This window comes from Acaryochloris sp. IP29b_bin.137 (assembly GCF_028285745.1).
Classification (GTDB): Bacteria; Cyanobacteriota; Cyanobacteriia; order Thermosynechococcales; family Thermosynechococcaceae; genus Acaryochloris.
The window spans coordinates 1-23,723 of record NZ_JANQOP010000136.1 but is presented as its reverse complement, the minus strand read 5'-3'; the positions used below and the strand labels follow the sequence as shown (position 1 = coordinate 23,723).

Below are 23,723 nucleotides of genomic sequence, written 5' to 3'. Positions count from 1 at the left end.
TGGAGTCGGAGGTGATTGAGGGCGAGGGGCTTCGACAGATGCTAGCGAAGGTGCATCCTGAATCACATGTCCAGCCTGCGGAAGAACCAGTAGCAGTCTGAGTTTGGACCTGATGAATCCATGATGTTGGCCCCCTGCATTCAGGGGGCTTTTTTCAGCAGTGGCTGCGTGCGGATTGATGTAACAACGTAAATTTGTTGTATAAATTGGTTCATCTATACTAAATGACACGATATCGCTGCTACAGTCGTGTTAGGCCGTATAGTTAAAAGCGCATACCCCCTTTGGAGATCGAAGATGAAGGTCAAAGCAGCGGTGGCCCAAGCAGCCGGACAGCCCCTCACCATTGAGACAGTCGATTTAGAAGGTCCCCAAGCGGGGGAAGTCTTGGTGGAGATAAAGGCTACAGGGGTTTGCCATACGGATGCGTACACCTTATCGGGCGCTGATCCAGAAGGATTATTCCCCGCCATCTTGGGGCATGAAGGCGCAGGTGTCGTCGTTGAAGTCGGATCTGAAGTTAAATCTCTTAAGCCGGGTGATCATGTGATTCCGCTGTACGTACCGGAATGCCGAGTCTGCGAATATTGCTTAAGCGGTAAAACCAACCTTTGTCAGGCCATTCGCTCGACCCAGGGCAAAGGATTAATGCCCAATGGCTCTAGCCGCTTTTCTCTGGGTAATGATTCGTTATTTCACTATATGGGTACCTCCACCTTTGCCAACTACACAGTGGTGCCTGAAATTTCCCTAGCCAAAATTCGCAAAGATGCTCCTTTTGATAAGGTCTGTTTGATTGGCTGTGGGGTGACTACAGGCATCGGAGCAGTCATCAATACAGCCAAAGTGGAGCCGGGGGCCAATGTGGTCGTTTTTGGTTTAGGCGGGATTGGCCTAAACGTGATTCAAGCTGCCCGCCTAGTGGGAGCTAATATGATTGTCGGGGTCGATCTCAATCCCGCAAAGCGGCCTCTAGCAGAGAAATTGGGCATGACCCATTTTGTTAATCCTAAGGAGGTAGAAGGGGATTTAGTCCCTTACCTGGTGGATCTAACGAAAGGTGGTGCCGACTATAGCTTTGAGTGCATCGGCAATGTTGAGGTGATGCGCCAAGCCCTGGAATGCTGCCACAAAGGCTGGGGAGAAAGCATCATTATTGGAGTGGCAGGTGCAGGCCAAGAAATTAGTACCCGTCCTTTTCAGTTAGTCACCGGACGAATTTGGAAAGGCACAGCTTTTGGAGGCGCAAAAGGACGCACGGATGTACCTAAGATTGTCGATTGGTATATGGATGGCAAGATCGATATCGATTCTCTAGTTACCCATACCATGCCCTTAGACCAAATCAATGATGCCTTTGACCTAATGCATAAGGGCGAATCGATTCGGAGTGTGATCAACTTTTAGGGTGCTATTCGCCCGTAATGGATAACTCATCGACCCAGATTCTGGGGCAGATTCCACCAGGTGTAAGTTCTGCCTCAGATTCGACATAGATAATTGATTTGAGCAGATCTCGGAAGTCACCGGCAACGGTGGCAGATTCGATACTGATTTTCTCCCCTTTATTGACGAGCCAACCATCGAAAGGTAGCGAGAAAGAGCCTTGGAGTGCTTTGACACCAGCATGCAGGGCTTGAACATCATCAATAAAGACCACATTTTCGGCAGTCTCTAAGCTGTAAGTTTGCTCAGGAGTACTGGCGGCAAACACATGGTAGAAATGTGGCCCCACGGTGACCTTGGCTCCCAAATTGGCATGGCCAGTGGGTTGAGCATCAAGACGTTTAGCCGTTCCTGAACTATGAAGGAAATTCATGAGTACTCCTTTATCAATAATTGGAATACGTCGTGTAGGAGTTCCTTCGTCATCAAAGGTGGTTTTACCCACATTGTCAGCATGGAGAGCATCATCGGCAACGGAGAGCAGGGGGGATGCTATTTCTGTGCCTAGGGACTCAACCGTAGATAAGCTGCGGTTATCGAGTACGCTTTGGGCATTAAACAGATTGGAAAACGCACCTAACAAGCTGAGGAATGCCTCAGCAGACAAGACAACGCGATACTTTCCAGAGGTAATCGGCTGGTAGTTAAGGTGACTGATAGTCTTTTCTGCAGTCTCTTGCAAGCACCCCTCAATGTCGAGCTGATCTAGACCTTGGCTGACTCGATATGCGCCAGCACTACGGGGACGTTTACCTTCCTGCTCCGTCACACTGTAGAGATACACCGAACTAGAGGACCGAGCTTCTTGGCGCATGGCCCCTTCACTGTTGAGATAGAACCGCTGGGCATCCCGCTGAGCGAGGCCGTTATAAGGAACGCCTGAAATGGCATCATGGGCGTCCATTAATTTCGCTTCGGTCTGTACCAAGTTATCGATTAGGGTGGCAATTTCTGCCTGGGGCACTAGCTCAGATTGGGCGGCGTCCAGAGTGGCGGTAGCTTCTGGACTGAAGTCCGGCACATGCTCTTTTGCCCCGAAAGCACTGGCTTCTTGGGCCGTTTTAAGGGCGAGTTCGAGTCCCAGCTCATCCACTTCGCTGGTGGTGGTGACGCCGACGGTATTGGCTTCATTCCAAACGCGAACCATCACGCTAGAGCGTTTAGAAGCTTTGACCTGTTTAGGTTCACCTTGATCAACTTGGACGCTGGCTTCATCGACGGTAGACCCACAGACATCAAACTTTTGAATGCCTAAGGCTTGGGCTTTTTCTTTTGCGATCGCAGCGATGGTAGCAACATCAGACACGCTAACGGGTTCTCCTATTTTTTAGGTGTATTCTCTGGAATTGATAGGTGTAATATCTTGAGGCAATGACGATTTAACGACCACCTACAGTAATCTCGTCCACCTTGATATGGGGTTGTCCCACCGTGACGTAGATACTGCCACTAATGGAGCCGCAGAAGCCCGCCGCTAGGCCCAAATCTTGGGAGGACATGGAAATTCGCTTCATAATCTCCTTGGCTTCCCCAATCAAGGTCGCGCCTTTTAGGGGCTTGGTGATCTTGCCATTCTCAATCAGATAGGCTTCATCTACCCCAAAGTTAAACTCGCCCGTGGGGCCGACACTGCCGCCCCCCATCTTTTTGCAATAGATGCCCTTCTCCACCGAGTTAAACAGCTCATCATTGGTGAAGTTACCGGGGGCAATATAGGTATTGCGCATCCGACTCGCGGCTGCATGGGTATAGCTTTGCCGGCGGCCACTGCCCGTGCGAGGATGTCCGGTGCGGATACAGCCAGCTCGGTCAGACAAGAAATTCTTGAGAATGCCGTTTTCAATCAATAGGGTGCGCTGCACAGGCATGCCTTCGTCGTCCATATCAATGGAGCCAAAGGCATTGGGAGACAAGCCTTCATCCCAGGCGGTTAGATTCTCATGGGCAATTTTTTGACCTTTCATTTCCGAGAACGGACTGGTCTGCCGTTCAATCTGAGTGGTTTCTAGTAGATGACCACAGGCTTCATGGAAGATCACTCCGCCAAACTCATTGGCCATAATAATCGGATAATTACCAGACTCCACATAGTCCGCATGGAGCATCTGTCCGGCAGATTCTGAGACTTCTGCTGAATCTTCGGCATACTGCCAGGAGCGGAGGAAATTAGGGTTGTTGGTGGCACCAACCCGCTTGTTGATCGAGGCGCGATCGCTACCTTCTGCACAGAGCAAGCTATAGCCAACGGATTGAGTCAGGCGGATATCGCGAGCAAATACCCCATCGCTAGCTGCCACTAAAACTTCCTGCCAATCTCGGAAGTAGGTGGCGCGGCGGGACTGCACATGATCGGCGTCTTTGTTGAGTTGGGCATTTGCCGTTAGCAAAATATCGCCCATTTCTTGCATGGAGCTACAGTTGGACAGCCACGCCTCTTTGCCATTAACGGCGACATAGTCGCGCAGCAGCTCCAGGTTAATTTCAGGGACAAACGCCTGCGGACCTGGCAGATTTAATCCCAAGATCGAGAGCGCTTTTTCTAAGGCCGATTTCAGACCCTTGAAACTCATATCATTGGTACTGACGTAGCAATCCCCTTTGCCCAGGAATACGCGAACGCCCGCACCCGCCACCAGCCGGGGGGAGATGCTGGTAATCGTATCTTCTTCGGCGAGGCAACTAATATAGTTGACCCGCTCTAGGAAAAACTCCACAAAATCGGCTCCAGCCGCTCGGCCTAAACCCAATAGGGTTGATAAGGGCGATCTCCAGGTATCGTCAAAGCGATCGCGGGTTGCAGAATAATCCAATGTAGGCAGTTCTTGGGAAAGGAGTGCAGTTGGAGACATAAATCAGGATGATTCCAATGGGGTGCAGATGGGCGAAACCTATCAGCAAATCGGGGGCGAAGCACTGATGTAGTCAGTGTAACAAAATCAGCTAAAGCCTTCAGGCCCCGCCCAATATTTACCGGAGTATACTTCTTCAACCAGAAAAATATTGGTCCAATAACGCCCAATTGAGATCAGAGAAAACAGATCATTAACGGCATCAATCGCTAAAATTTTGTAAACGATGCCTATCTGCTCAAGCCATTGCTGGGAAAGGAATTGATTGTCATGAAAACAAAAATCATAGGATTGTTAGTGCCAGTATGTTTGTGGTATTGATAGAAGACGAGTGATAAATCTGCTTTAGTCTTGAATTTTCCCCATAACTTCAAATATTTGTCAGTAAAAACCTTTTTCTTTTGCACCTCTAAATTAAATACCTATTTTTATCGTCATGGAGAATAACTCGGATAAGCGGGATTTGCTCGTTAGAAATAATTTTTCTCCTTCAAATGAAAAAATTCTCAGGAGTGGATATGTAGACCAGACCCGCTTGCGCGAAGCGATATATGAGAGTCGGCGCAAAGGCCGCTCTTTATTAGCTATTCTCCAGAAAATGACGGGGAAGCCACTCCCTCCCCGCTTGCTTCGGCAAATCAAACGTCAACAGTTGTTTGAGCTGAAGATTCTTTATGGTCTAGACTGTCTCGATCCAGAGCTGACTCAGATTGACTTCGAGGAGGTTGATCGTCTGATCCGCACCGTTATTCCGTTGGATTACTGTCGTCGCTATCAATTATTACCGCTTTCACTCAACGAAGAAACTGATCCGCCTGTCGTCCGGGTTGGGATGGTCAATCCCGATCACCTCAGTGCCATTGATGATATCGATTACCTGCTGCGATCCAATGGGATGACCTTTCAGCGGATGGTCTTAGATTTGGATACGTTCCAAATGCTAATCGCCAAGTTCCTAGATGCGCAAGCCAAACGCCAGGCCACCATCCAAGAAAATTTACCCGTTGAATATGGGTTGGAAGACGATTTGGATCGACTGGGAGGGATTGAAGATCTTTCCACTAATGATACGGAGGTCAACTTAGACGAGGCATTGCTCGACGAAAATGCCGCCCCCATCATTTCCCTAGTCAACAAGATTCTAGCCAAGGCGTTGCAGAATCAGATTTCTGATATTCATATCGAACCGCAAGAGGAGAATTTACGCGTTCGGTTTCGAAAAGATGGCCTGCTTCACAATGCTTTCCAGCCTTTACCCCGGCGGATTACCCCGGCCCTGGTTTCCCGATTTAAAATTATCGCCAACTTAGACATTGCTGAGCGACGTCTCCCTCAGGATGGGCGGATTTTGAGGCTGTTTCAGGGGCGTAAAGTTGACTTTCGGGTTAGCACCTTGCCAAGTCGGTATGGCGAGAAAGTGGTGTTGCGGATCCTAGACAACTCTTCTATGCAGTTGGGACTCAACAATTTGATTGACGATCCAACCAGCCTAGAACTGGTGAGATCAATGGTCGATCGTCCCTTTGGCTTAATTTTGGTCACGGGTCCAACCGGTTCTGGTAAAACGACCACGCTGTATTCAGCCCTGACGGAACGCAATACGCCAGAAGTGAACATCAGTACCGTTGAAGATCCGATTGAATATACCTTACCAGGCATTACCCAGGTGCAGGTGTTGCGGGAAAAAGGCATGGACTTTGCATCCATCCTACGGGCTTTTCTTCGGCAAGATCCCGATGTCCTCCTCGTGGGTGAGACACGCGACAAAGAAACGGCCAAAACTGCAATTGAAGCAGCCCTCACAGGTCACTTGGTGTTAACCACCTTGCACACCAATGATGCTGCCAGTGCCATTGTCCGTTTAGCTGAGATGGATGTAGAGCCCTTTATGGTTTCCGCCTCCTTGTTGGGCGTCGTGGCTCAGCGCCTGGTACGACGGCTCTGCCCAGACTGTCGCATTCCCTATCAGCCATCACCGGAAAAGCTAGCGCAGTTTGGGCTAGTCACCTCCGGGAAAACAGAAATCACCTTTTACAAAGCTAATACATCCACCTCTGACGATATTTTGGCGACGGCCAATACCGAAGATGCCTGTCCAACTTGTTCTGGCATTGGTTATTCCGGGCGGTGCGGGGTCTATGAAGTGATGCAGGTAAGCGAAAAGCTGAAGGCACTGATTACAGAAGGGGCACCCACTGAGCATATCAAAGAAGTTGCCGTCGAAGAAGGGATGCAAACCCTGTTAGCCTATAGCTTGAAGTTAGTTGAAAAAGGGGAGACGTCTCTCGAGGAAGTAGAGCGGGTGACCTTCTCGGATAGCGGATTAAAAGCTGAACTGAAAGCGAAACGGAAAACCGCTCTCAACTGCCATGTCTGTAACGCCGGTCTATTGTCAGAATGGTTGGACTGTCCCTACTGCCTTACCCCCAGATTCTCCGAGCATCATCCTGCCAATCAGCCCTAAGACTTCACTGCGAATCATGCTTGGTCTTACCCCTTAGCAGCATGTGCGCCATTTGAGAAATAGCAATCATGGGTAATTGAAATACTTTGTATTTCGTGTAAGAGACGCAATTTGATGTCCAACCGCAACGGGGCAGCTCCAGCTTGATCACAGGCTGACTTGATATCGTATGGGAGGATGTCTCCAAAATGATCTTTCCCCTTTCGTGTCCTTTCTAACCCAGATTTTCAACGGCAAGACGGCTAAGAATACCCTTCTGATTGGTGTAGGCTATATGCTTTCTCCTTTGTCTTGGTGGAACGATCTATTCTTTAACCTGCCGATTGCTTATGCTTTTGGCTATGCCATGGGTTGGGTATTCCCTGAAGCTTTTTTACCCGCCACCATTGCCGGATATTGGCTCTCAAACGTTTTAGGGATAGTGATGATGCAATCCGGTGCTTTGGATATGGCGATGGCCGATCAACCCCGATCCTGGCGACGAGAACTTTGGATAGGATTAGGCAGTTCCACTCTGTATACCCTTGTGGTTGTGGGCCTGGTCTATTGGCATATCCTGGAGATTCCGGATGCTCTAGTACCTTAATAGGGGTCCACAATTATAGATCTTCAATTTCTCTATGCCTGTTTTCTCTACCGGTTTATTGATCAACCCAATTAAACAATTGGGCTAGTTTTATGCCTAATCCTATCTGAAGTCAATCAAATGCAATTTCCCAGTTGGTTATCTCGTTGTCTTTGGGTGATCCCTATTCTGGTGGTGACAACTTACGGATGGGTTCTCTACCCTCTGTTGAGAGATGGCTACTTTGCAGGGCCATATTTAATAGCTGTGTTCTACAGCCAGTTTATGGGCTCAATAGAGCTTTTTCTGCTACTGCTGAACTGGTATACGTTTATCCCCATGGCCGCGATCTCACTGTTTTGCTTAACAATACCGAAACGATATCGACGTTCCTGGCAAAGACGATTGAGATACTGGCCAATCCTGCCCCTCACAGCATTTATGCTTGCTCCTTCCTTAATTACGTTGCAACCAGGGTCCGCCCTTGAAATTCAGCCTTGGCATCAAACCTATTACACGGCCTTTTCAACGTTACGAACGGATGATAACTACGGTGATGAGCTTCTTATTCAATGCCGTTTGTCGGGACTACTATGTCGGTCGGTCTATAACTATCACACGTCTAATCCGTTTTACAGGGAAAATACGTCTAGTACTAACAGTGATTTTTTTGCTATTCATCTCGCCTATGGCCATGAGATAGATCAGCTTCAAGTCAAACTTTATGGGGAGGAAATTGTTTATGCTCGCTCACGGGATCAAGAGATTTGTAATATGGGTTCAACTCCCCGCCAGGATTGTGAGCGTAATCTGATCCCTTAAAACGCGGCAGGATGGTAATCGATTTGAAAGCGAAGACCAAGTTCCTTTTTTGTCATGTTTCTTTCAAGGATTGCTAAGTTGTTGGAGGTTTTGCTGGCTGCGATCACGGAATTATTCGGGGAAATGAAGTTTATGAACTTTGAGGCAGTGACTTACCCTGAATGGGGGCTACATGTCCGCATTTTGGGCGGATTTATTAGCGTGCTCTGGGTTCTAGAGATCGCAGACACCCTATTATTGAGGGGCTGGCTGAATCGATTTGGTATTTTACCTCGGCGGTGGATTGGTTTGCGGGGAATTCTGTTGGCCCCACTTCTCCATGGCAACCTCCGGCATCTGTCGATGAATACGGTACCGCTGGTGGTGCTGGGCTGGCTCATTCTAGTGCGCTCGACCGAAGTATTTGTGGTCGTTACTGCCGTTGTCTGGTTGCTTGGGGGAGCAGGGGTCTGGCTCTTTGCGGGTTCTAAATCCAATCATATTGGGGCGAGTGGCTTGGTATTTGGCTATCTGGGGTTTTTGCTGACGAATGGTTACGTTGAGCAAAGCCCAGTTGCGATCGCAACCGCGACTCTCGTTGGCCTCCTCTACGGCAGCACGTTGTGGGGCGTTCTACCCCTAAGGCGGGGGGTATCTTGGCAAGGCCATTTATTGGGAGTGCTGACTGGCGGACTGTGTGCCTACTATCTGCCTCAGATCCAGGAATGGATCAATGAACTTACAAGGGTCTGAAGGCCCAATTGATATGATCGTGTGATGGCGATGGCAACTCTTGTGAACACACCAATTGACTTGTGTTATCCAACCCTGACGAATCCCTGGCCGTTGTGAAGGGATGCCAATGAATCAGCAGGGCATCAGTTCCCTTGCTCCTGCCAGCCCCAAGTTTATGCTTGCGTGATTCCGTACTCAGGCTACAGTGACCCCAGACTCTCCAATTCTTCAACGGCCAGTAATCCTTTTGGATCAGACAGCTTTAACAACGCGTTCTTGGCATCTTCTTGGACCCCCAGATCTTCATCACTGAGGGCTTTGATCATAGCGTCTAAAGCTCGTTTATAAACCTCCCCTGTCTGCAGAGCTTGGCTGAGCTGACCAAGGGCCCATACGGCATTACTTCGCACAGGAGCCATAGATTCACTCTGAAGGGTGTGGATAAGAGGAGGAATCGCAGCGGTGGTGACGTCCGGCGAGATGTCAGCCAATTGGCCGAGGGAACTGGCTGCCCATAAACGCACTGCCGAAATATCGTTTTGCAGGGCATCGATCAGCGGTTCCAGGACGCGCGAATCTCGACAATTCCCCAACGCCCACACGACGCCTTTGCGGACATAGCCATTCCAATCTTGGTTAAATTGCTGAATTAATGGCAACACTGCGTCGTCGCTGGGATTTCGCCCCAACGCATAAGCAGCACTTACCCGGAGTAAGGGGCAGGCATCAGATAGGAGCTGAATCAGAGGAGGAATGGCTCGGGAGTCCTGCAGTTCACAAAATGCTCGTGCTGCAATCATCCGTTGAGTCGTGTCGGTTGATGAGAGTAATTGCAGCATCTCTTCGACATCGGGCTTAGCAGCTTCTACCGCAGGGTCGTCAACTGCGGCCATATGGTCCAGAGGACTTTCTAAGCTATCCTCATCATCTAGCAGGCTAAGGTCTTCTTCGTTATACATAACTGTAACTGTACAACACTCACACCCATAGGATTTGGCGAAAATGCAGATTGATTTCAAAACTGGGTTGCAAGTACAGGTCGATCGTCTAGACTGATAAAGCAAAATAGGAGTTTAAGAGGATACCATGCGGCTATCTCAAATGCTGTTTGTGACGCTGAGAGAAGACCCAGCGGAAGCAGAGATCCCCAGTCATAAACTACTCCTTCGGGCTGGGTATATTCGTCGAGTCGGCAGTGGGATTTATGCCTATTTGCCGTTGATGTGGCGAGTGCTGCAAAAGGTGTCCCAGATTGTGCGGGAAGAAATGGATGCGGCTGGGGCTCAAGAATGTTTATTGCCTCAGATCCAGCCTGCTGAACTCTGGCAAGAATCGGGGCGATGGGACACGTATACGCAAGCTGAAGGCATTATGTTTGCCCTCCAGGATCGCCAGGATCGAGAATTGGGGTTAGGCCCCACCCATGAAGAGGTGATCACTGCGATCGCAAGGGATATGATTCGTTCGTATCGCCAGTTACCAATCAATCTCTATCAAATTCAAACCAAGTTCCGCGATGAGATTCGTCCTCGGTTTGGCCTGATGCGCGGACGGGAATTCATTATGAAAGATGCCTATTCCTTCTCCGCCGATGAAGCCGATCTCAAGGCTATTTACAGCAAAATGCATAATGCTTACTGCAATATCCTGGGGCGCTGTGGTCTGGCCTATCGGGCTGTGGATGCAGATTCAGGCGCGATTGGGGGATCTGGATCCCAAGAGTTTATGGTGTTGGCTGAAGCGGGGGAAGATGAGGTTCTCTATACCGAAGATGGCAACTATGCCGCCAATGTGGAAAAAGCGGTGTCCCTGCCTGCGGACGCTCAACCTTCCGCCTTCAAGGCCCTAGAAAAGAAAGAAACACCGGGGACAGATACCATCGCCAAACTCTGTGATTGTTTGCAATGCTCTCCTACTCAGGTCGTCAAAACGGTGCTCTACGAAGCCGTTTATGACAATGGCCAGACGATCTTGGCGTTAGTCAGCCTGCGGGGCGATCAAGCCGTCAATGAAGTGAAGTTGCAGAATGAGTTAGTCAAGTTGGGCGAAGGGGTGAAAGGCAAAGCCCTGATTGCCCTGAATGTGGCGGAAGCAGAGACCAAATGGGCAAGTCAGCCTTTACCGCTGGGATATATTGCCCCTGACTTAGCAGACAGCTATATTCAAAAATCCAAACAGGTGTATGGTCAGTTTGTCCGGCTAGTCGATCAAACGGCTGTAGACCTCAAGAATTTTGTGACGGGGGCCAATGAAGTGGGCTTTCACCAAGTTGGCGTTAACTGGAAAACGGATATTCCCTTACCGAAACAGGTGGTGGATATTCGCACGGCTCTGGTCGGCGATCGAGCGGTACACGATCCCAAACAAACCTTACAAACCGCTCGGGGGATTGAAATTGGTCATATTTTCCAGTTAGGGACGAAGTACTCCCAGGCGTTAGGGGCGACCTATACAAATGAAGCAGGTAAAGAGCAACCCCTCGTGATGGGCTGCTACGGGGTTGGCGTCTCTCGCCTAGCCCAAGCAGCAGTAGAACAATCTTATGACGATAATGGGATGGTTTGGCCAGTTGCGATCGCACCCTACCAAGCCATCGTCATTATCCCCAATGGGAAAGATAGCGCCCAGGTTGAAGCCGCCGAACAACTTTACAGCGAACTGAACGCGGCAGGGATAGAAACCTTGCTGGACGATCGAACGGAGCGGGCGGGCGTTAAGTTCAAAGATGCGGATTTGATCGGGATTCCTTATCGAATTGTGACGGGGCGATCCTTAAAGGAAGGAAAAGTTGAATTAGTAGAACGGGCCACTCATGCTGCTCATCAAATTGCGTTGGACCAGGTTTTACCCACTCTTAAAGAATATATAGCTCAAGCCATTTCTGCTTAGGGGGTCTGGTCGGATAAAGACCTTTTAATGGTCCATGACTTTGGAACTAACGCGTTTACAAATCCGTCCTTATACAGGCTAATTCTAGACGTTTTAAAGGGTTTGGTTTTGACCGCCGCTCAATCTCATTTCGAGGGAGGAAAGCTTGGTCCGTCGAACACCTGATAAGCATGGCATTCTAAAGGGTGTCATTCTGTCAGGGTGTCCACCCATAAACCCAGATTAAATTCCTTGAGTTAGGCTAGACCTAATGGCCCCATTTTCACCCGACCTAGACGTATCTATAGAGGATAAAGTCCAAACATGGCACAACTACAGTACCCACGTAGAAGGTTCTGGGGAGGGCTGGTTGGCATCGCCTTGGTGATGGGAGGATTTGGCTGCCAACCCCAGCAGACAACAGAAACGAGTCCCTCGCCTTCTGTTTCACCAACCCCAGAACAAGCCGATCCGCCCATTGCCAAGCCTGAACTTGCCGTTTATTGGATCGCCTATAAAGATCAGGAACAGTTGGTGCTAGAACCCACCAAAATTCCTGTAGATTCTCTTGAGAATGCCACGTCTGAGGAAAAACTAGTGGTGGCGTTCAATCGATTACTGGAAGGACCCGCTAACGCTGATAAAACCAATGCCATCCCTGAGAAAACTCAACTCAATAGTCTGAAATTACAAGATGACGGCGTTCGCATTGATTTGTCTAGGGACTTTACCACGGGTGGAGGGACGAAATCCATGCAGGCTCGCCTCGGGCAGATTGTTTATACAGCCAGCAGTCTCGATCCGAAAGAAGCAGTTTGGATCTCCATTGATGGTGAACCTTTAGAGGTTTTATCAGGCGAAGGATTAATCATTTCACAACCAATGACGCGCAAGGAATTTGAGGAGAATTTCTCTCTTTAGACGATTGCCTTGTCGGCATCCGTGAGTTTTTTCAGTCCATGGGAATCCTAAGTCTAGGCTCTTGATATTGGGTCTAGATTAACTGACCTTGGATGAGCGTTGACCTTCTCTACCTTGGGGTCAGTTTACGGATCACTCCCGTGCCGACCATAATAGCGATATCCCCATTCTCCATTCCAGAACCAAGTTTATGACGGTTTCCAAAAGCCCCGAAGAAGAAAAACGGGAGCAGCAGCGGATGCAGGATGTACTCGTCCTGCTACAACATCTCACTGAAAATGAAGAAACCACCATTAAGTTAATGATTGAGTGCCTTTACGATGTAGGCGCGGTTAACTTTATCAATAACAAGGTTCAAAACGACTCCTTAAACCAACTCACCAAAGCCCTGGCGGGGATGTCGAAGCCCATCGCCAAACGCTATGGCTACTACTGGTTTAAGAAAAACTGTCCTGAGTTAATCGTGAATTGGCTAAAGCGAAAAGTGGCTTTTCCTGACCCCAAAGCCAAAGCGGTTCAGCAGCAGAAGGCTGCGCCAAAAGTTGAACCTGCATCGAACACGACAGAAAAACAGGCTCCTCCATTGCCTCAACAGCAGACCGTTACTGAGAAAGATACATTGGAGGAATCAGCCACACCTAACCCTGTAGACACTGCTTCGGACATTCCTGATGTTATGAGTGCTGACATGGACGGTACGGCAGCAGTCACTCTAGGCAGTCCCCAAAACCATCAGCCTAACGGTATGGTCTTATCTGCCGATGATTTACTAGCCGGGCCACAACGCTCAGTGGGTGAAGATTCTGTTGATCAACATCCTGCAACCTCACCGACCAACAGCATCCCATCCGTTTCGTCTGCAGAAATTAAAGCCGCTGATCCTGGAATAGCCGATAGTATCTCCAAAACGTCTCTGGGGACGGTTGCATCTGCCCCCTGCACTTCTGATTTACCCATCGAGAATCCGCCATCTGCAAGTTTACCGATCTCCCCTGATGCTCAAGCTATGCCTCCGTCAACGGAGAACACCCCCCTTCAGTCGCGTTACTTAAAAACTCAAACCAAGACCTTAATGGATTCGTTTAAAGTCACGGCTTTGCCGACGCCGATGGAGCAGAAAATAAATCAAATTCGTCGCTTGAAAACTCAAAATAAGATCCTAATGGGGTCCTTAGCGGGGACTATTCTGGTCGGCGGATTAGCGATTTGGCAGCTTACCACTCAGCCCAGTGCCTTGCAGCTTCGCCAAACCACGCCGTCATCGATTGTACCGGCTAGCCAATCTGTGGAGTAATCCTTACTGGTAGCATGCCAACCAAGGTTGGACATCGATCGCTAGCTTACGACCCAACTGGAGCAGTTGACGCATTTGAGCCATTGATATGGGGTGATCCTGGGATGAATTCTGCTCTGATGCAATGTCGTTTGCAATGTCGTTGTTTTGTTCCAGCAATTGAGCCTGAGTAATGGCTTGACTGTGGTTCAGGAGGGTCAGTTGCGCTTGCAAACAATGTAGATAGAGTTCTTGTGCTCGGTCAAGATGAATATTGATCTGGAGCTGATGAACCAGGTTCAGCAAGGTTTGTAGCCGCTGGATCCGATGGGGGAATAACGCCACATCCACCTGATGGAAGAGTTGCCATAGGAGGCGGAGAATCAGGTCTTCGAGTAAAGGGTAGGCTGCATCCAGTTTAAGACAGCAGCCAGCTTGATCCGCTTCTGTTGCGATCGCAGCCAGTTCTGCCAAATCACTTGCACCCACCTGAGAGGTTTCCAACTCTGGATCACTCATCTCCTTTTCCAGCCCTTTAAGGGCATTTAAGGCGCGATGGTTCAAGGCCACTTGCGCTGCGGTTAGCAATTCTGGCGGCACTTCCAAATCATCGTACTGGAAGGCCATCAAGACCCCATAGTTATCTCGATAGACTTGGGTGTAGAGCTGGTTCAGACGACTTAAGGTTTCTTGAGAGAGCAAGGAAATAATCCGATGCCGCTCTTCGGGGATGAGATCGTGCAGACCATAGTGCTGATGACCAAAGGCGTCTGAAATCGCCAACACAATATTGGTAGCACTGGCCTGTTGCAGCGTATTAAACAACTTGGCCTTCATTTCACCATATGGCTTACGGCCACTAAACAACTGGACTCCACAGTGAAAGTCCCAACCGCCCAAGTGGAGGACACAAAACACCCAATGCTCTGATTCTAAAGTGACATTAGAGGTGAGCTGTAGCTGGCCAATGGCTAGGGAAAGTGATCCTAGTCTTTGAATCTGATAGTCGATTTGCTCGGCTTGGTAGCAAAAATAAGGATGTTGAGCCGGATAGGGATTGAAGAGCGAGGTAATGGCATAGTGAGCCGCAACGGCTTGCACATCGATTTGAGAGGGGATCACCAACTGCTGATAAACCCCTGCCCCAGTTTCAAATAAATCAACATTACTGGGGGCTAGAGCTAATCGCTGAATAAACTCAGATTCTAGGCTGATTCCAGCCACATCCGCTGCCAGATCAATGGCCCGAGCTGCATACCGCAGAATCTGCACCCCCTCCGGTCGGGAGAGTTCAGCAAAGAACCAACCACAGCTGGTATACATCAGTAGGCTATGGCGTTGCATTTCCAACAACCGCAGGGCATCGACCTGCTCTTCGTCCGCCAGATCGTGATTCTGCTGGGTCTTGAGAAAGGCTTGAATGGGATCTGTCCCGCCGCCAGAGGGAACGGACTGACCCTGCCCCGGAAACTGGCCCATAATCTCGATATAGCGATTCCGGGTCTCCCAGGGATCTTGAAACAGCAGCCCACCAATTTCTTGATAGATATCGCTGAGCTGATCCCGCAGCCAATCTAGGGCATCCCGCAGAGGCCGACGCCATTTTTGATGCCACAAACTACCTTCACCGCCGCACCCACAGTCCGCTTGCCAGCGATCGACCCCATGACCACAACTCCAAGCGGTTACGGGCTTAAGCTGAACTTCCCAGGTGGAGGGATGAAGGCTCAAATAATGGGCATAGTTAGTGACAGTCCAACCTAATTGGGGGAAGGTGTGGTGAAACGCATAGGCGATCGCTTTTTCCGTATCGCGTTTGTGGTGGCCAAAGGTTTCACCATCGGTCGCAATCGAAATGAGTTGAGACGGCTTGCGATCGCAGCGCACTGCCTGGCCTAAGCGATTTGCTAAATTCTGAGAACTGCTGAGTACTGCGTTAAAGCCAATATCCCGCGAGATGGGGCCATCGTAAAAGAAAATATCGATATAGCGTTCGCGGTCTGGCAGATAACAGCGATAGGGCCGAGTGGGGTCAATTTGAGCACCCCCCACTTCTTCCCAGGTATTGTCGGTATCGTTAGCGATAGGCATCAAACGGCAGCGCTGAGCTTGAGATGGGGCGAGAATAATAAATCGAATTCCTTCCTCAATCAGCACCTCAATCGTGGCCATATCCACGGCAGCTTCAGCCAACCACATGCCTTCGGGATCGCGGCCAAATCGAGATTGGAAGTCGGCTTTCCCCCAACGCACCTGAGTGACTTTGTCCTGGTGATTCGCCAAGGGCATGATGATGTGGTTGTAGACCTGTGCGATCGCATTGCCATGACCTTGGAGTCGTTCACAACTTTTGCGATCGGCTTCGATAATGCGCTGAAACACCTCTGTATCGTAGGTCTCCAACCAGCTCATCAAGGTCGGGCCGATATTGAAGCTGAGATACTCAAAATTATTGACGATATTGATGACTTCGCCCTGGTCGTTAAAGATACGGGCAAAAGCATTGGGGCGATAACACTCATGGTATATGCGCTCATTCCAATCATGAAAAGGGGCCGCACTGGACTGCCGTTCGATCGTGCCCAAATAAGGATTTTCCCGAGGCGGCTGATAAAAATGACCATGCAAGGTCACATATACCCCTTCGGCCTGCTCTAAAGGGCGAGCCTGGCGTTGGGTCGGGACATCTAAGATCATCCCTTCCTGTTCAGTATTCTCAGGAACATAAGACGTTGTATTCATACTCAAAAAATCACTGTGGATGAGCGTAATAGCGCTTGCTTAAGGCTTAAGCCCGAACATCCGAATCGGTTTAAAGACTTGAGATGCAGCGAAGCTAGACGAAAAATAATGGGTGAGTCCTTAACGTAGTGAAACCGGACGTATTCCGAATCAGATTCTCTGGAGGTAAAGAAACTGCTAACCTATCTGTGGCTTTAACCTAGGCGATCCCTTTTGGGAATAGGGGAAATCGCAAGATATCTTAAGAGTCTACTGGGGCACTATGGGTAAAGTCTTTATATTTGCTACGGGATCAGCTTTATTCCCTCCCTAAATAGGCTCGATATTTCCCAACCAATCCCCAAAACGCGAGTTTTCTTAGATCAATCTTGCTATATCTGTACACCCAACTCATCTGCAATTGTGACGCTTAAAAATCGTATTTTTATTGTCTTGCTGCTGTTTATCCCCATCTCTATTGCAGCAGACCTTCTAGAGTGGGGACCGCTCCCGCTATTCACAGCCTCAGCACTAGCCATTGTGCCGTTAGCCGCCTGGATGGGTACTGCAACCGAAGAGATTGCGGTGGTTATTGGTCCCTCCGCAGGCGGGCTGCTCAATGCCACCTTTGGCAATGCAACAGAATTGATTATTGCCTTTATCGCCCTTCAGGCGGGTTTGGTGGATGTGGTTAAAGCCAGTATTACGGGCTCCATCCTGGGCAACTTGCTATTGGTGATGGGCTTGTCCATGTTGCTCGGCGGCCTGCGGTTTAAAGAGCAAACCTTTCAACCGGTGGTAGCCCGCGTCAATGCCTCTTCAATGAACCTAGCGGTAATTGCCATTTTGCTGCCAACCGCCATCAAGTTCTCGGCAGAAGGCATCGAGAGTCAGGTTCTTCAGAATCTTTCGATTGCCGTTGCCATTGTGCTGATTGGGGTTTATGGATTAACGCTTCTGTTCTCCATGAAAACCCACACTTATTTGTTTGACGTGGGGGTTGCAGGAATAGAGTCCGATGGAGAAGCGGAGCATGAGGAAGGCTCAGGCAACTTACGGTTATGGATTGGTGTTTTACTCGCTGCAACCCTAGCGGTTGCCGTTGAATCTGAATTTTTAGTCGGCAGCTTAGAAGCGGCCACGGAACAAATTGGCTTGACGCCTCTATTTACAGGGGTAATTTTACTGCCCATTATTGGTAATGCGGCTGAACATGCCACCGCTGTCACCGTAGCGATGAAAGACAAAATGGATTTGTCGGTCTCCGTTGCGGTCGGTTCTAGTATGCAAATTGCCCTGTTTGTGGCCCCGGCCTTAGTCCTAGCGGGTTGGGTCATTGGTCAGCCCATGGACTTGGATTTCAATCCATTCGAATTAGTTGCCGTTGCTGTATCAGTCCTGATTGCCAATTCCATTAGCTCCGATGGTCAGTCCAACTGGTTGGAAGGGACCCTCCTTCTAGCGACCTATGCCGTGCTGGGCTTAGCGTTCTACTTTCATCCCCTGACTTGATTGCCTTGGCTTGACCCTGCAGAATCTGGCGACGCATGCAGACTCAATGGGGTTTGGCCGCCCGGATTGCCTCAGCGCTTTGTAAGATAAAAAGCAGATGCTTATCATCTGCTGAAATTCCCTCACTTCGAGATCGAGGCAGAATTTTGCCATTATTGAGCAAGCTGCTCTCCCTGTGAGATCCCGCCCTAAAGATGACTTAGATATTGCCCAGTTCTTTTGGCTCTGGCGTTCAATCGGTGTATGACCACCCCTCAACTCCATCCCTCCAAACAACTCAAAAAGCTGCAAGCTCGGCTAAGAGGGTTAGTAGGCAAGGCTATTCGAGATTACAACATGATCGAAGCCAACGATCGGATTATGGTGTGCTTATCAGGGGGCAAAGACTCCTATACAATGCTGGACATTTTGCTGAGTCTACAGCGGTCTGCCCCCATTGATTTTGAGGTTTTGGCCGTTAATCTAGATCAAAAACAGCCGAATTTCCCAGAAGCGGTTTTACCGAATTATTTAGAAAAACGACAAGTTCCCTATCGAATCGTCGAAGAAGATACTTACAGTACCGTAAAACGCGTTATCCCAGCGGGCAAAACCATGTGTGGTCTCTGCTCCCGTTTGCGGCGGGGGATTCTGTATCGAGTTGCCCAAGAAGAACAGGCCACCAAAATTGCCCTGGGCCACCATCGAGAAGACATTATCGAAACCCTCTTTCTCAATCTGTTTTATGCGGGCAAGCTGGAGGCAATGCCGCCTAAACTATTGAGCGACAATCGCCAACACATGGTAATTCGTCCCCTCGCTTACTGCCCCGAAGCCGATATTCAGCGATATGCCGATTTACGCCAGTTTCCAATTATTCCCTGTACCCTTTGTGGATCCCAGGAGACCCTACAACGGGTCCAAGTTAAGCAAATGCTACAAACTTGGGAGCAGGCGACCCCTGGACGATTAGAAACAATCTTTCGCAGTTTGCAAAATATCGAACTGTCGCAGCTTGCGGATCCACAGCATTTTGACTTTGTTAATTTGGCTGTTGGCAAAACGCCAAGCGTTGAACCATCGGATCCGCGATGAACTTAACGGATATCAAGAATACCGTCAATGCCCTCTAGGCTCAGCATATTCAGGCGTTCATCTGCTTCAATGCGTTTCTCATAGGCTCCCACCTGTAAGACGGATCGGCCCTTATATCTTGATCGAAACGCATCGGGGACTAAGGTTTTAATCCTTTTGTAATCGGCTGAGTTCGCCGCTTTGACAACCACTCGGTAACGGAGCCTGGATCGCTCATCCAGGGGAGGCGGAGGAGGGTTGCCTGTGCCTGCAATTGCAGCTAACTGACGGGCCCGACTGGCATCTCGGCTAGCAGAGTAAATATCCGATGCCGGACGATAGCGCCCCAAGGGAGCATTGCTTTGGGGGACGGGCAGAATATTACCGGGGGGGAAGCTCGGTCTTGGGCCAGGCAAACTGGGTAAAGCCCTGGGGATGGAGGCAACAGCTGCACGGCGAGGTGGAGGCACAGGAATCGGAATGGGCTGGGAAAAGGCCCCCGATGGCAACGGCGGTTTAGCTGCCAACCGTAGGAGTTTTCGCCGTTTGCTGGAACGTTTGGAGGACGGTCGGTATCGGCTGGATTGCGGAGAGGTTACCGGGGGTGGGCTCTCTCCAGTTAACTCCGGTAATTCTGAGTTAGTTTCGGGGCGAGGCAGTGCGATCACGCCAGGCGTTTTGCGGGCATGGGATGGCGGCACCGGAGGCGCTGAACGGAGGGGCTGAACGGGGTTAGGCACGGGAATTTCAATAGGAGACGTAATCAGGTTCGTTAATTCGTCTCGTTCCTGGGACTGATCTACTTTTCCCTTGGATTTAGGAACAGCATGAGCGGGATCGGTGGATGCAGGTGCCTGACTGGGCAGTGGTTCTAAAGGGGGAAGACGATCCAATTCCTTTGCTGGTGGGACATCCTCAGCTTCAAAAGCTGGCACTGCATCAGACGGGGCTTCGGCGATGGTCTCTGCCCTCGTATTCGGGACTTGATCCCGGGTGAAATAAATATGGCCGAGGGTTTTGCCGTTATAACTCCGCTTGGCAAACCGCCAACCCGGTTCTAGCTCAATTTTCAAAAACCCGTCGGTAACCCCTTGGGTTTGACCTATTTTTAGCTTGGGGGCACGGGGGTTGCGAGAGGGATACCCCATCAGCACCAGGTTACCGCTTTGTTTAACCACGGACAGCCGATAGTCCAACGCATAGTCCTGCCCCGCTTGGCGGATGGAATACCCATTACTATCCGTACTCCGTCCGCAAATGCCCGAAAAGTCGAACTGCAGGAGGAGCGGGTCGATCACGCCCCCCGCCTGTTCCTCCCAACAGGCCCGAGCCGAGGAAATTTGCTCCAGAATAATCAGGTTATAGTGCTTCCCGGCGGCAAACGGGACTGCGATCGCAATAAATTTATGTTGATCGACCTCCACTTGATCAAAGGTATAGGCCTGGGCTGAAGGTGAAAGTATCAGGCTCAGAAACAGGCTTGCGATCGCAACAGTACCCCGACTCAAATGATATTTCATAACTCCTACCTGCTTCCCCAATTGTGAGTGATTGGCTCAATAAAATCGGCTGAAATTCCTAGAAAATTCCACACCAAACCGCCAAGCTAAAAGCAGGTTTACCCGACCGCAAACTCGCATTTAGCTCAAAATTAAAATGCCCGGTGGTGCAAAATTTTATCCTATTTTTTGCTCGAAGTTAAAAGTGAAATATAATTTAACAAAGCTAGAGATACTTTAAAGATTAGGAACCAAAGTGTACTGAGTATAAATCACTATTTAAATCCTAAAACCGAGCATCAAGTTCGAGAAAAAGGAGGATAACTTCCTTTTTCCAAAACTTTTTTAAACCAGCAAAATCAATATTTCCTAGCTGAGATGCTCGGTGCCCTGCCAGGGGAAATATGCAGATAGATTCTAGTTTATTTTTTTAGAAATAATATAGCTATCCCTCCATTTTTTGGGATGCCCCTCCGCATCTGCCAAATTATCTCAACGCTCGTTCAATCTTTGCTCAAAAATGTCCATCCTGACCCTATGACAAGAAAACATACCACTCCCCCCATTTATGCTGGGGCTTATCTTTTCGGTCTCCTAATGACCTACATGGCGGTGGGTTGGGTTCTAGCCGCCTATGCCGCCCCTCTGCTGATGTGGGTTTGGGCCTTTCTGTTAATAGCCTATGTTGCCTGGGCAGGCACGGGTGCGATCGCCGTCGCAATGCTATGGGTTGTTTCCGTTGTCTGGATTGCAGCATATACTTCAGCAACCCCTCTGCTGATGAACTGGAAAGGGCCAACTTGGGCAATCTCATTAGTAGGAGTATGGATTTTTGCAATTGGGGCTGTCCTGATGCTGGCATTCGCCCAGATGGCGATTCGGACTTTAGGTTGGCCTCGCCCAGGGATCTTTTACCGCCTGCTGATGATTACAGGCGCAGGAATGCTTATGGGTCGTTTACTCTACTGGGGGTCAATGCCCACTCCCCAGTCAATGCCCATACTGGACCTTACTTAGTGCAGGAGACATCACGGTTGCCCCCATCATTCTCAGAAGATCGAAATGATTCAATCCAGTCCAGCCAGGACTGCTCAAGGACGCCTCGTATCGATCCCTTACCAGGGTCGAATACTTTGCCTGACTATATCCATCAAATCGATCCAAATCTTCTATCCCATTTAGACACATCCCAAATCCAGGAAATCAAGACATTTATTAGTCAAGTAATTGCCGATGAAGTAAATCAAAAAATCACCCGCATAAATGCCAGCTCAAATCAGTTTGAGGGGCAGATGCTTGCACCCAGAAATCGCAAATCGAAACTGATCGATATTCGATTTATTATTGACTTATTATTCTCCCGCTTTTATGTTGTCTTAATGGTGGGCAAAGATGTCCGAAAAGGCCAACGCCGCTATCCCCTTACGAGAGCCACTAAAGCAGGCAATATGGTTGCCGCATTTATTCTAATTGTGGCCATGAATTTATTGATTTCTGCCGTTGTTTTATTAAGTTTTTATCTGTTTAAGTCAGCCTTAGGTATTAACTTGATGCCTGGACATTTTTCAGAACAGCTAGAAATCTTAAAAAAATAGGAATATTAGCCCTTCTTCGCTCCATCATAAGACATGGTTTCGGTCGCGACCCTTGATAGGATAGAAAAGGCTTATTCCCCCATATTCTTGACTAACAATGAACGAAATCTCGACCCTTTATCGCATCCTGGATGCCAATCTTGATCGCGCTCGGGAAGGGTTGCGAGTGATTGAAGAGTGGTGTCGATTTGGCCTCGAGAATGCTCAACTCAGTACCCAGTGCAAACAACTCCGCCAAGAACTGGCTCACTGGCATCATCCACCGCTACGGGTGGCTCGCGACACTCCCAATGACCCAGGAACCCAGATCACCCATCCCCAAGAAGCCGTCCGGTCTGACTTGCCGACAGTGGTGCAAGCCAATCTTTGTCGCGTTCAAGAAGCGCTGCGAGTTTTAGAAGAATACAGCAAAGTCTACGATGTCAATATGGCAGCGGCCTGTAAGCAGATGCGCTACCAGGTTTATACCCTGGACACCCAACTACAACCTCGCGTGCGGCTGCAGCAATTACTGGCAGCCCCCCTCTATCTGGTTACGTCCCCCAGCGACCAACTGGTGGCAGTGGTCGAAGCTGCCCTGCAAGGAGGGCTAAAGCTGGTCCAATATCGAGCGAAACAAACCGCGGATGACCAGCGTTTGGCTGTGGCTGGGACCTTATGCCAACTCTGCCATCAATACAACGCTTTGTTTATTGTCAACGATCGCATCGATATTGCCGTTGCCGTGGATGCTGATGGAGTCCATTTAGGACAGCAAGATCTGACCATGGCCGTCGCCCGTCGACTGCTCGGACCAGATAAACTCGTCGGTCGCTCAACCACCAATCCGCAGGAAATGGCGCGAGCTATCCAAGAACAGGCCGACTATATTGGCGTCGGGCCGATTTATGAAACCCCCACTAAAGCCGGAAAAGCAGCGGTGGGGCATGAGTACATTCGCTATGCTAATCAACATGCCCCCATGCCTTACTATGCGATTGGCGGTATTGATGAGCATAATCTTGGAGAGGTCTTGGCGGCGGGTGCACAACGGGTCGCCGTTGTCAGAGCCATTATGAATGCCCCGTCTCCAACCCAGATGGTCCGACAGATGTTGCAGCAGTTTCCCACCCCCACCCCTCAAGTCACTCAAATCCAAGCAACTTAGATCATTGTTCGAATCAGACTCAATCTGACTCAACTGCCCCCATCCAAAATTTAGCGTTGAGCTTTGAAGTTAAACCTAATATAGGAACAGGCTGAACCGGCCCATATTAATGATTCCGCTGAGTAAACATGATTGACATCCAGGTCAACGGAGAACGACAAACCTGCCCACCCAGCATGTTATTGCCAGATTTTCTGGTACAGTTAAACCTCAATCCTCGCCTCGTGGCGGTAGAATACAATGGCGAAATTCTGCATCGACAGTTTTGGGAAAC

At 49.4% G+C, this 23,723-nt stretch carries 19 protein-coding genes; 14 read left to right on the top strand and 5 right to left on the bottom strand.

All coding sequences use genetic code 11. The features are described from left to right. Positions 1-297 precede the first annotated feature (297 nt). Positions 298-1,407: an S-(hydroxymethyl)glutathione dehydrogenase/class III alcohol dehydrogenase gene (locus Q0991_RS10425; protein ID WP_299488109.1), complete on the top strand. Its 1,110-nt coding sequence runs from the start codon at positions 298-300 to the stop codon at positions 1,405-1,407. A 4-nt stretch (positions 1,408-1,411) separates the two neighbouring features. On the opposite strand, the gene Q0991_RS10420 is transcribed toward Q0991_RS10425, so the two are convergent. Together Q0991_RS10420 and Q0991_RS10415 are read right to left on the bottom strand one after the other, a co-directional pair. Beyond that, positions 1,412-2,752, bottom strand: a complete 1,341-nt coding sequence (locus tag Q0991_RS10420; RefSeq protein ID WP_299488107.1) for a TldD/PmbA family protein — start codon at positions 2,750-2,752, stop codon at positions 1,412-1,414. 73 nt (positions 2,753-2,825) lie between these two features. Further along, positions 2,826-4,295, bottom strand: coding sequence for a TldD/PmbA family protein (locus tag Q0991_RS10415; protein WP_299488105.1), 1,470 nt, complete (start codon positions 4,293-4,295; stop codon positions 2,826-2,828). A gap of 436 nt (positions 4,296-4,731) precedes the next feature. On the opposite strand from Q0991_RS10415, the gene Q0991_RS10410 reads away from it, so the two are divergent. From Q0991_RS10410 to Q0991_RS10395, 4 genes are all read left to right on the top strand, one after another. Further along, positions 4,732-6,759, top strand: coding sequence for a GspE/PulE family protein (locus Q0991_RS10410; protein WP_299488103.1), 2,028 nt, complete (start codon positions 4,732-4,734; stop codon positions 6,757-6,759). A 205-nt stretch (positions 6,760-6,964) separates the two neighbouring features. Continuing rightward, positions 6,965-7,345, top strand: coding sequence for a hypothetical protein (locus Q0991_RS10405; protein ID WP_299488101.1), 381 nt, complete (start codon positions 6,965-6,967; stop codon positions 7,343-7,345). A gap of 120 nt (positions 7,346-7,465) precedes the next feature. Beyond that, entirely contained in the window at positions 7,466-8,146 is a 681-nt protein-coding gene (locus tag Q0991_RS10400) for a hypothetical protein (protein WP_299488099.1), read from the top strand. Between the two features lie 132 nt (positions 8,147-8,278). Next, positions 8,279-8,878, top strand: a complete 600-nt coding sequence (locus Q0991_RS10395; protein ID WP_366524944.1) for a rhomboid family intramembrane serine protease — start codon at positions 8,279-8,281, stop codon at positions 8,876-8,878. Positions 8,879-9,060: 182 nt separating this feature from the next. On the opposite strand, the gene Q0991_RS10390 is transcribed toward Q0991_RS10395, so the two are convergent. Further along, positions 9,061-9,819, bottom strand: coding sequence for a HEAT repeat domain-containing protein (locus Q0991_RS10390; RefSeq protein WP_299488094.1), 759 nt, complete (start codon positions 9,817-9,819; stop codon positions 9,061-9,063). A gap of 127 nt (positions 9,820-9,946) precedes the next feature. Between Q0991_RS10390 and Q0991_RS10385 the strand changes: the two genes are divergently transcribed. The 3 genes from Q0991_RS10385 to Q0991_RS10375 all read left to right on the top strand — a co-directional run bounded on the left by Q0991_RS10385 (position 9,947) and on the right by Q0991_RS10375 (position 13,943). Further along, positions 9,947-11,749, top strand: coding sequence for a proline--tRNA ligase (locus tag Q0991_RS10385; protein ID WP_299488092.1), 1,803 nt, complete (start codon positions 9,947-9,949; stop codon positions 11,747-11,749). A gap of 303 nt (positions 11,750-12,052) precedes the next feature. After that, positions 12,053-12,649, top strand: coding sequence for a GerMN domain-containing protein (locus Q0991_RS10380; RefSeq protein WP_299488090.1), 597 nt, complete (start codon positions 12,053-12,055; stop codon positions 12,647-12,649). A gap of 190 nt (positions 12,650-12,839) precedes the next feature. Beyond that, complete coding sequence (locus Q0991_RS10375) at positions 12,840-13,943, top strand: hypothetical protein (protein ID WP_299488088.1); 1,104 nt, start codon at positions 12,840-12,842, stop codon at positions 13,941-13,943. Positions 13,944-13,946: 3 nt separating this feature from the next. Here Q0991_RS10375 and Q0991_RS10370 read toward each other — a convergent pair whose 3' ends face one another. Further along, a complete protein-coding gene (locus Q0991_RS10370; RefSeq protein WP_366524943.1) occupies positions 13,947-16,619 on the bottom strand; it encodes a DUF3536 domain-containing protein in 2,673 nt (890 codons plus the stop codon). A gap of 447 nt (positions 16,620-17,066) precedes the next feature. Here Q0991_RS10370 and cax point away from each other — a divergent pair, with 447 nt between their 5' ends. Together cax and ttcA are read left to right on the top strand one after the other, a co-directional pair. Further along, a complete protein-coding gene (gene cax / locus Q0991_RS10365) occupies positions 17,067-18,155 on the top strand; it encodes a calcium/proton exchanger (protein WP_299488084.1) in 1,089 nt (362 codons plus the stop codon). Positions 18,156-18,398: 243 nt separating this feature from the next. Beyond that, positions 18,399-19,229 carry a tRNA 2-thiocytidine(32) synthetase TtcA gene (ttcA, locus tag Q0991_RS10360; RefSeq protein WP_299488082.1) on the top strand — a complete coding sequence of 277 codons (831 nt, stop codon included), beginning with the start codon at positions 18,399-18,401 and terminating at the stop codon, positions 19,227-19,229. Positions 19,230-19,231: 2 nt separating this feature from the next. On the opposite strand, the gene Q0991_RS10355 is transcribed toward ttcA, so the two are convergent. Beyond that, on the bottom strand, positions 19,232-20,728 hold the full coding sequence (locus tag Q0991_RS10355; protein WP_299488079.1) for a DUF3747 domain-containing protein: 1,497 nt from the start codon (positions 20,726-20,728) through the stop codon (positions 19,232-19,234). A gap of 516 nt (positions 20,729-21,244) precedes the next feature. Here Q0991_RS10355 and Q0991_RS10350 point away from each other — a divergent pair. The 4 genes from Q0991_RS10350 to thiS all read left to right on the top strand — a co-directional run. Next, on the top strand, positions 21,245-21,724 hold the full coding sequence (locus tag Q0991_RS10350) for a hypothetical protein (RefSeq protein WP_299488076.1): 480 nt from the start codon (positions 21,245-21,247) through the stop codon (positions 21,722-21,724). A gap of 17 nt (positions 21,725-21,741) precedes the next feature. After that, the gene (locus tag Q0991_RS10345) at positions 21,742-22,302 is read left to right on the top strand and encodes a hypothetical protein (RefSeq protein ID WP_299488073.1); all 561 of its coding nucleotides are present in this window, start codon (positions 21,742-21,744) and stop codon (positions 22,300-22,302) included. Positions 22,303-22,399: 97 nt separating this feature from the next. Then, a complete protein-coding gene (locus Q0991_RS10340; protein ID WP_299488070.1) occupies positions 22,400-23,449 on the top strand; it encodes a thiamine phosphate synthase in 1,050 nt (349 codons plus the stop codon). A 128-nt stretch (positions 23,450-23,577) separates the two neighbouring features. After that, positions 23,578-23,723, top strand: a 146-nt coding sequence (gene thiS, locus Q0991_RS10335) for a sulfur carrier protein ThiS (RefSeq protein ID WP_299488111.1), incomplete at its 3' end; no start/stop codon positions are given.

Bases quoted from the DNA above. Each gene is read 5' to 3' on its own strand.
- Q0991_RS10425 (WP_299488109.1), top strand. From the start codon at position 298: ATGAAGGTCAAAGCAGCGGTGGCCCAAGCAGCCGGACAGCCCCTCACC.
- Q0991_RS10415 (WP_299488105.1), bottom strand. From the start codon at position 4,295: ATGTCTCCAACTGCACTCCTTTCCCAAGAACTGCCTACATTGGATTAT.
- Q0991_RS10410 (WP_299488103.1), top strand. From the start codon at position 4,732: ATGGAGAATAACTCGGATAAGCGGGATTTGCTCGTTAGAAATAATTTT.
- Q0991_RS10400 (WP_299488099.1), top strand. From the start codon at position 7,466: ATGCAATTTCCCAGTTGGTTATCTCGTTGTCTTTGGGTGATCCCTATT.
- Q0991_RS10395 (WP_366524944.1), top strand. From the start codon at position 8,279: ATGAACTTTGAGGCAGTGACTTACCCTGAATGGGGGCTACATGTCCGC.
- Q0991_RS10390 (WP_299488094.1), bottom strand. From the start codon at position 9,819: ATGTATAACGAAGAAGACCTTAGCCTGCTAGATGATGAGGATAGCTTA.
- Q0991_RS10385 (WP_299488092.1), top strand. From the start codon at position 9,947: ATGCGGCTATCTCAAATGCTGTTTGTGACGCTGAGAGAAGACCCAGCG.
- Q0991_RS10380 (WP_299488090.1), top strand. From the start codon at position 12,053: ATGGCACAACTACAGTACCCACGTAGAAGGTTCTGGGGAGGGCTGGTT.
- Q0991_RS10375 (WP_299488088.1), top strand. From the start codon at position 12,840: ATGACGGTTTCCAAAAGCCCCGAAGAAGAAAAACGGGAGCAGCAGCGG.
- Q0991_RS10370 (WP_366524943.1), bottom strand. From the start codon at position 16,619: ATGATCTTAGATGTCCCGACCCAACGCCAGGCTCGCCCTTTAGAGCAG.
- ttcA (WP_299488082.1), top strand. From the start codon at position 18,399: ATGACCACCCCTCAACTCCATCCCTCCAAACAACTCAAAAAGCTGCAA.
- Q0991_RS10355 (WP_299488079.1), bottom strand. From the start codon at position 20,728: ATGAAATATCATTTGAGTCGGGGTACTGTTGCGATCGCAAGCCTGTTT.
- Q0991_RS10350 (WP_299488076.1), top strand. From the start codon at position 21,245: ATGACAAGAAAACATACCACTCCCCCCATTTATGCTGGGGCTTATCTT.
- Q0991_RS10340 (WP_299488070.1), top strand. From the start codon at position 22,400: ATGAACGAAATCTCGACCCTTTATCGCATCCTGGATGCCAATCTTGAT.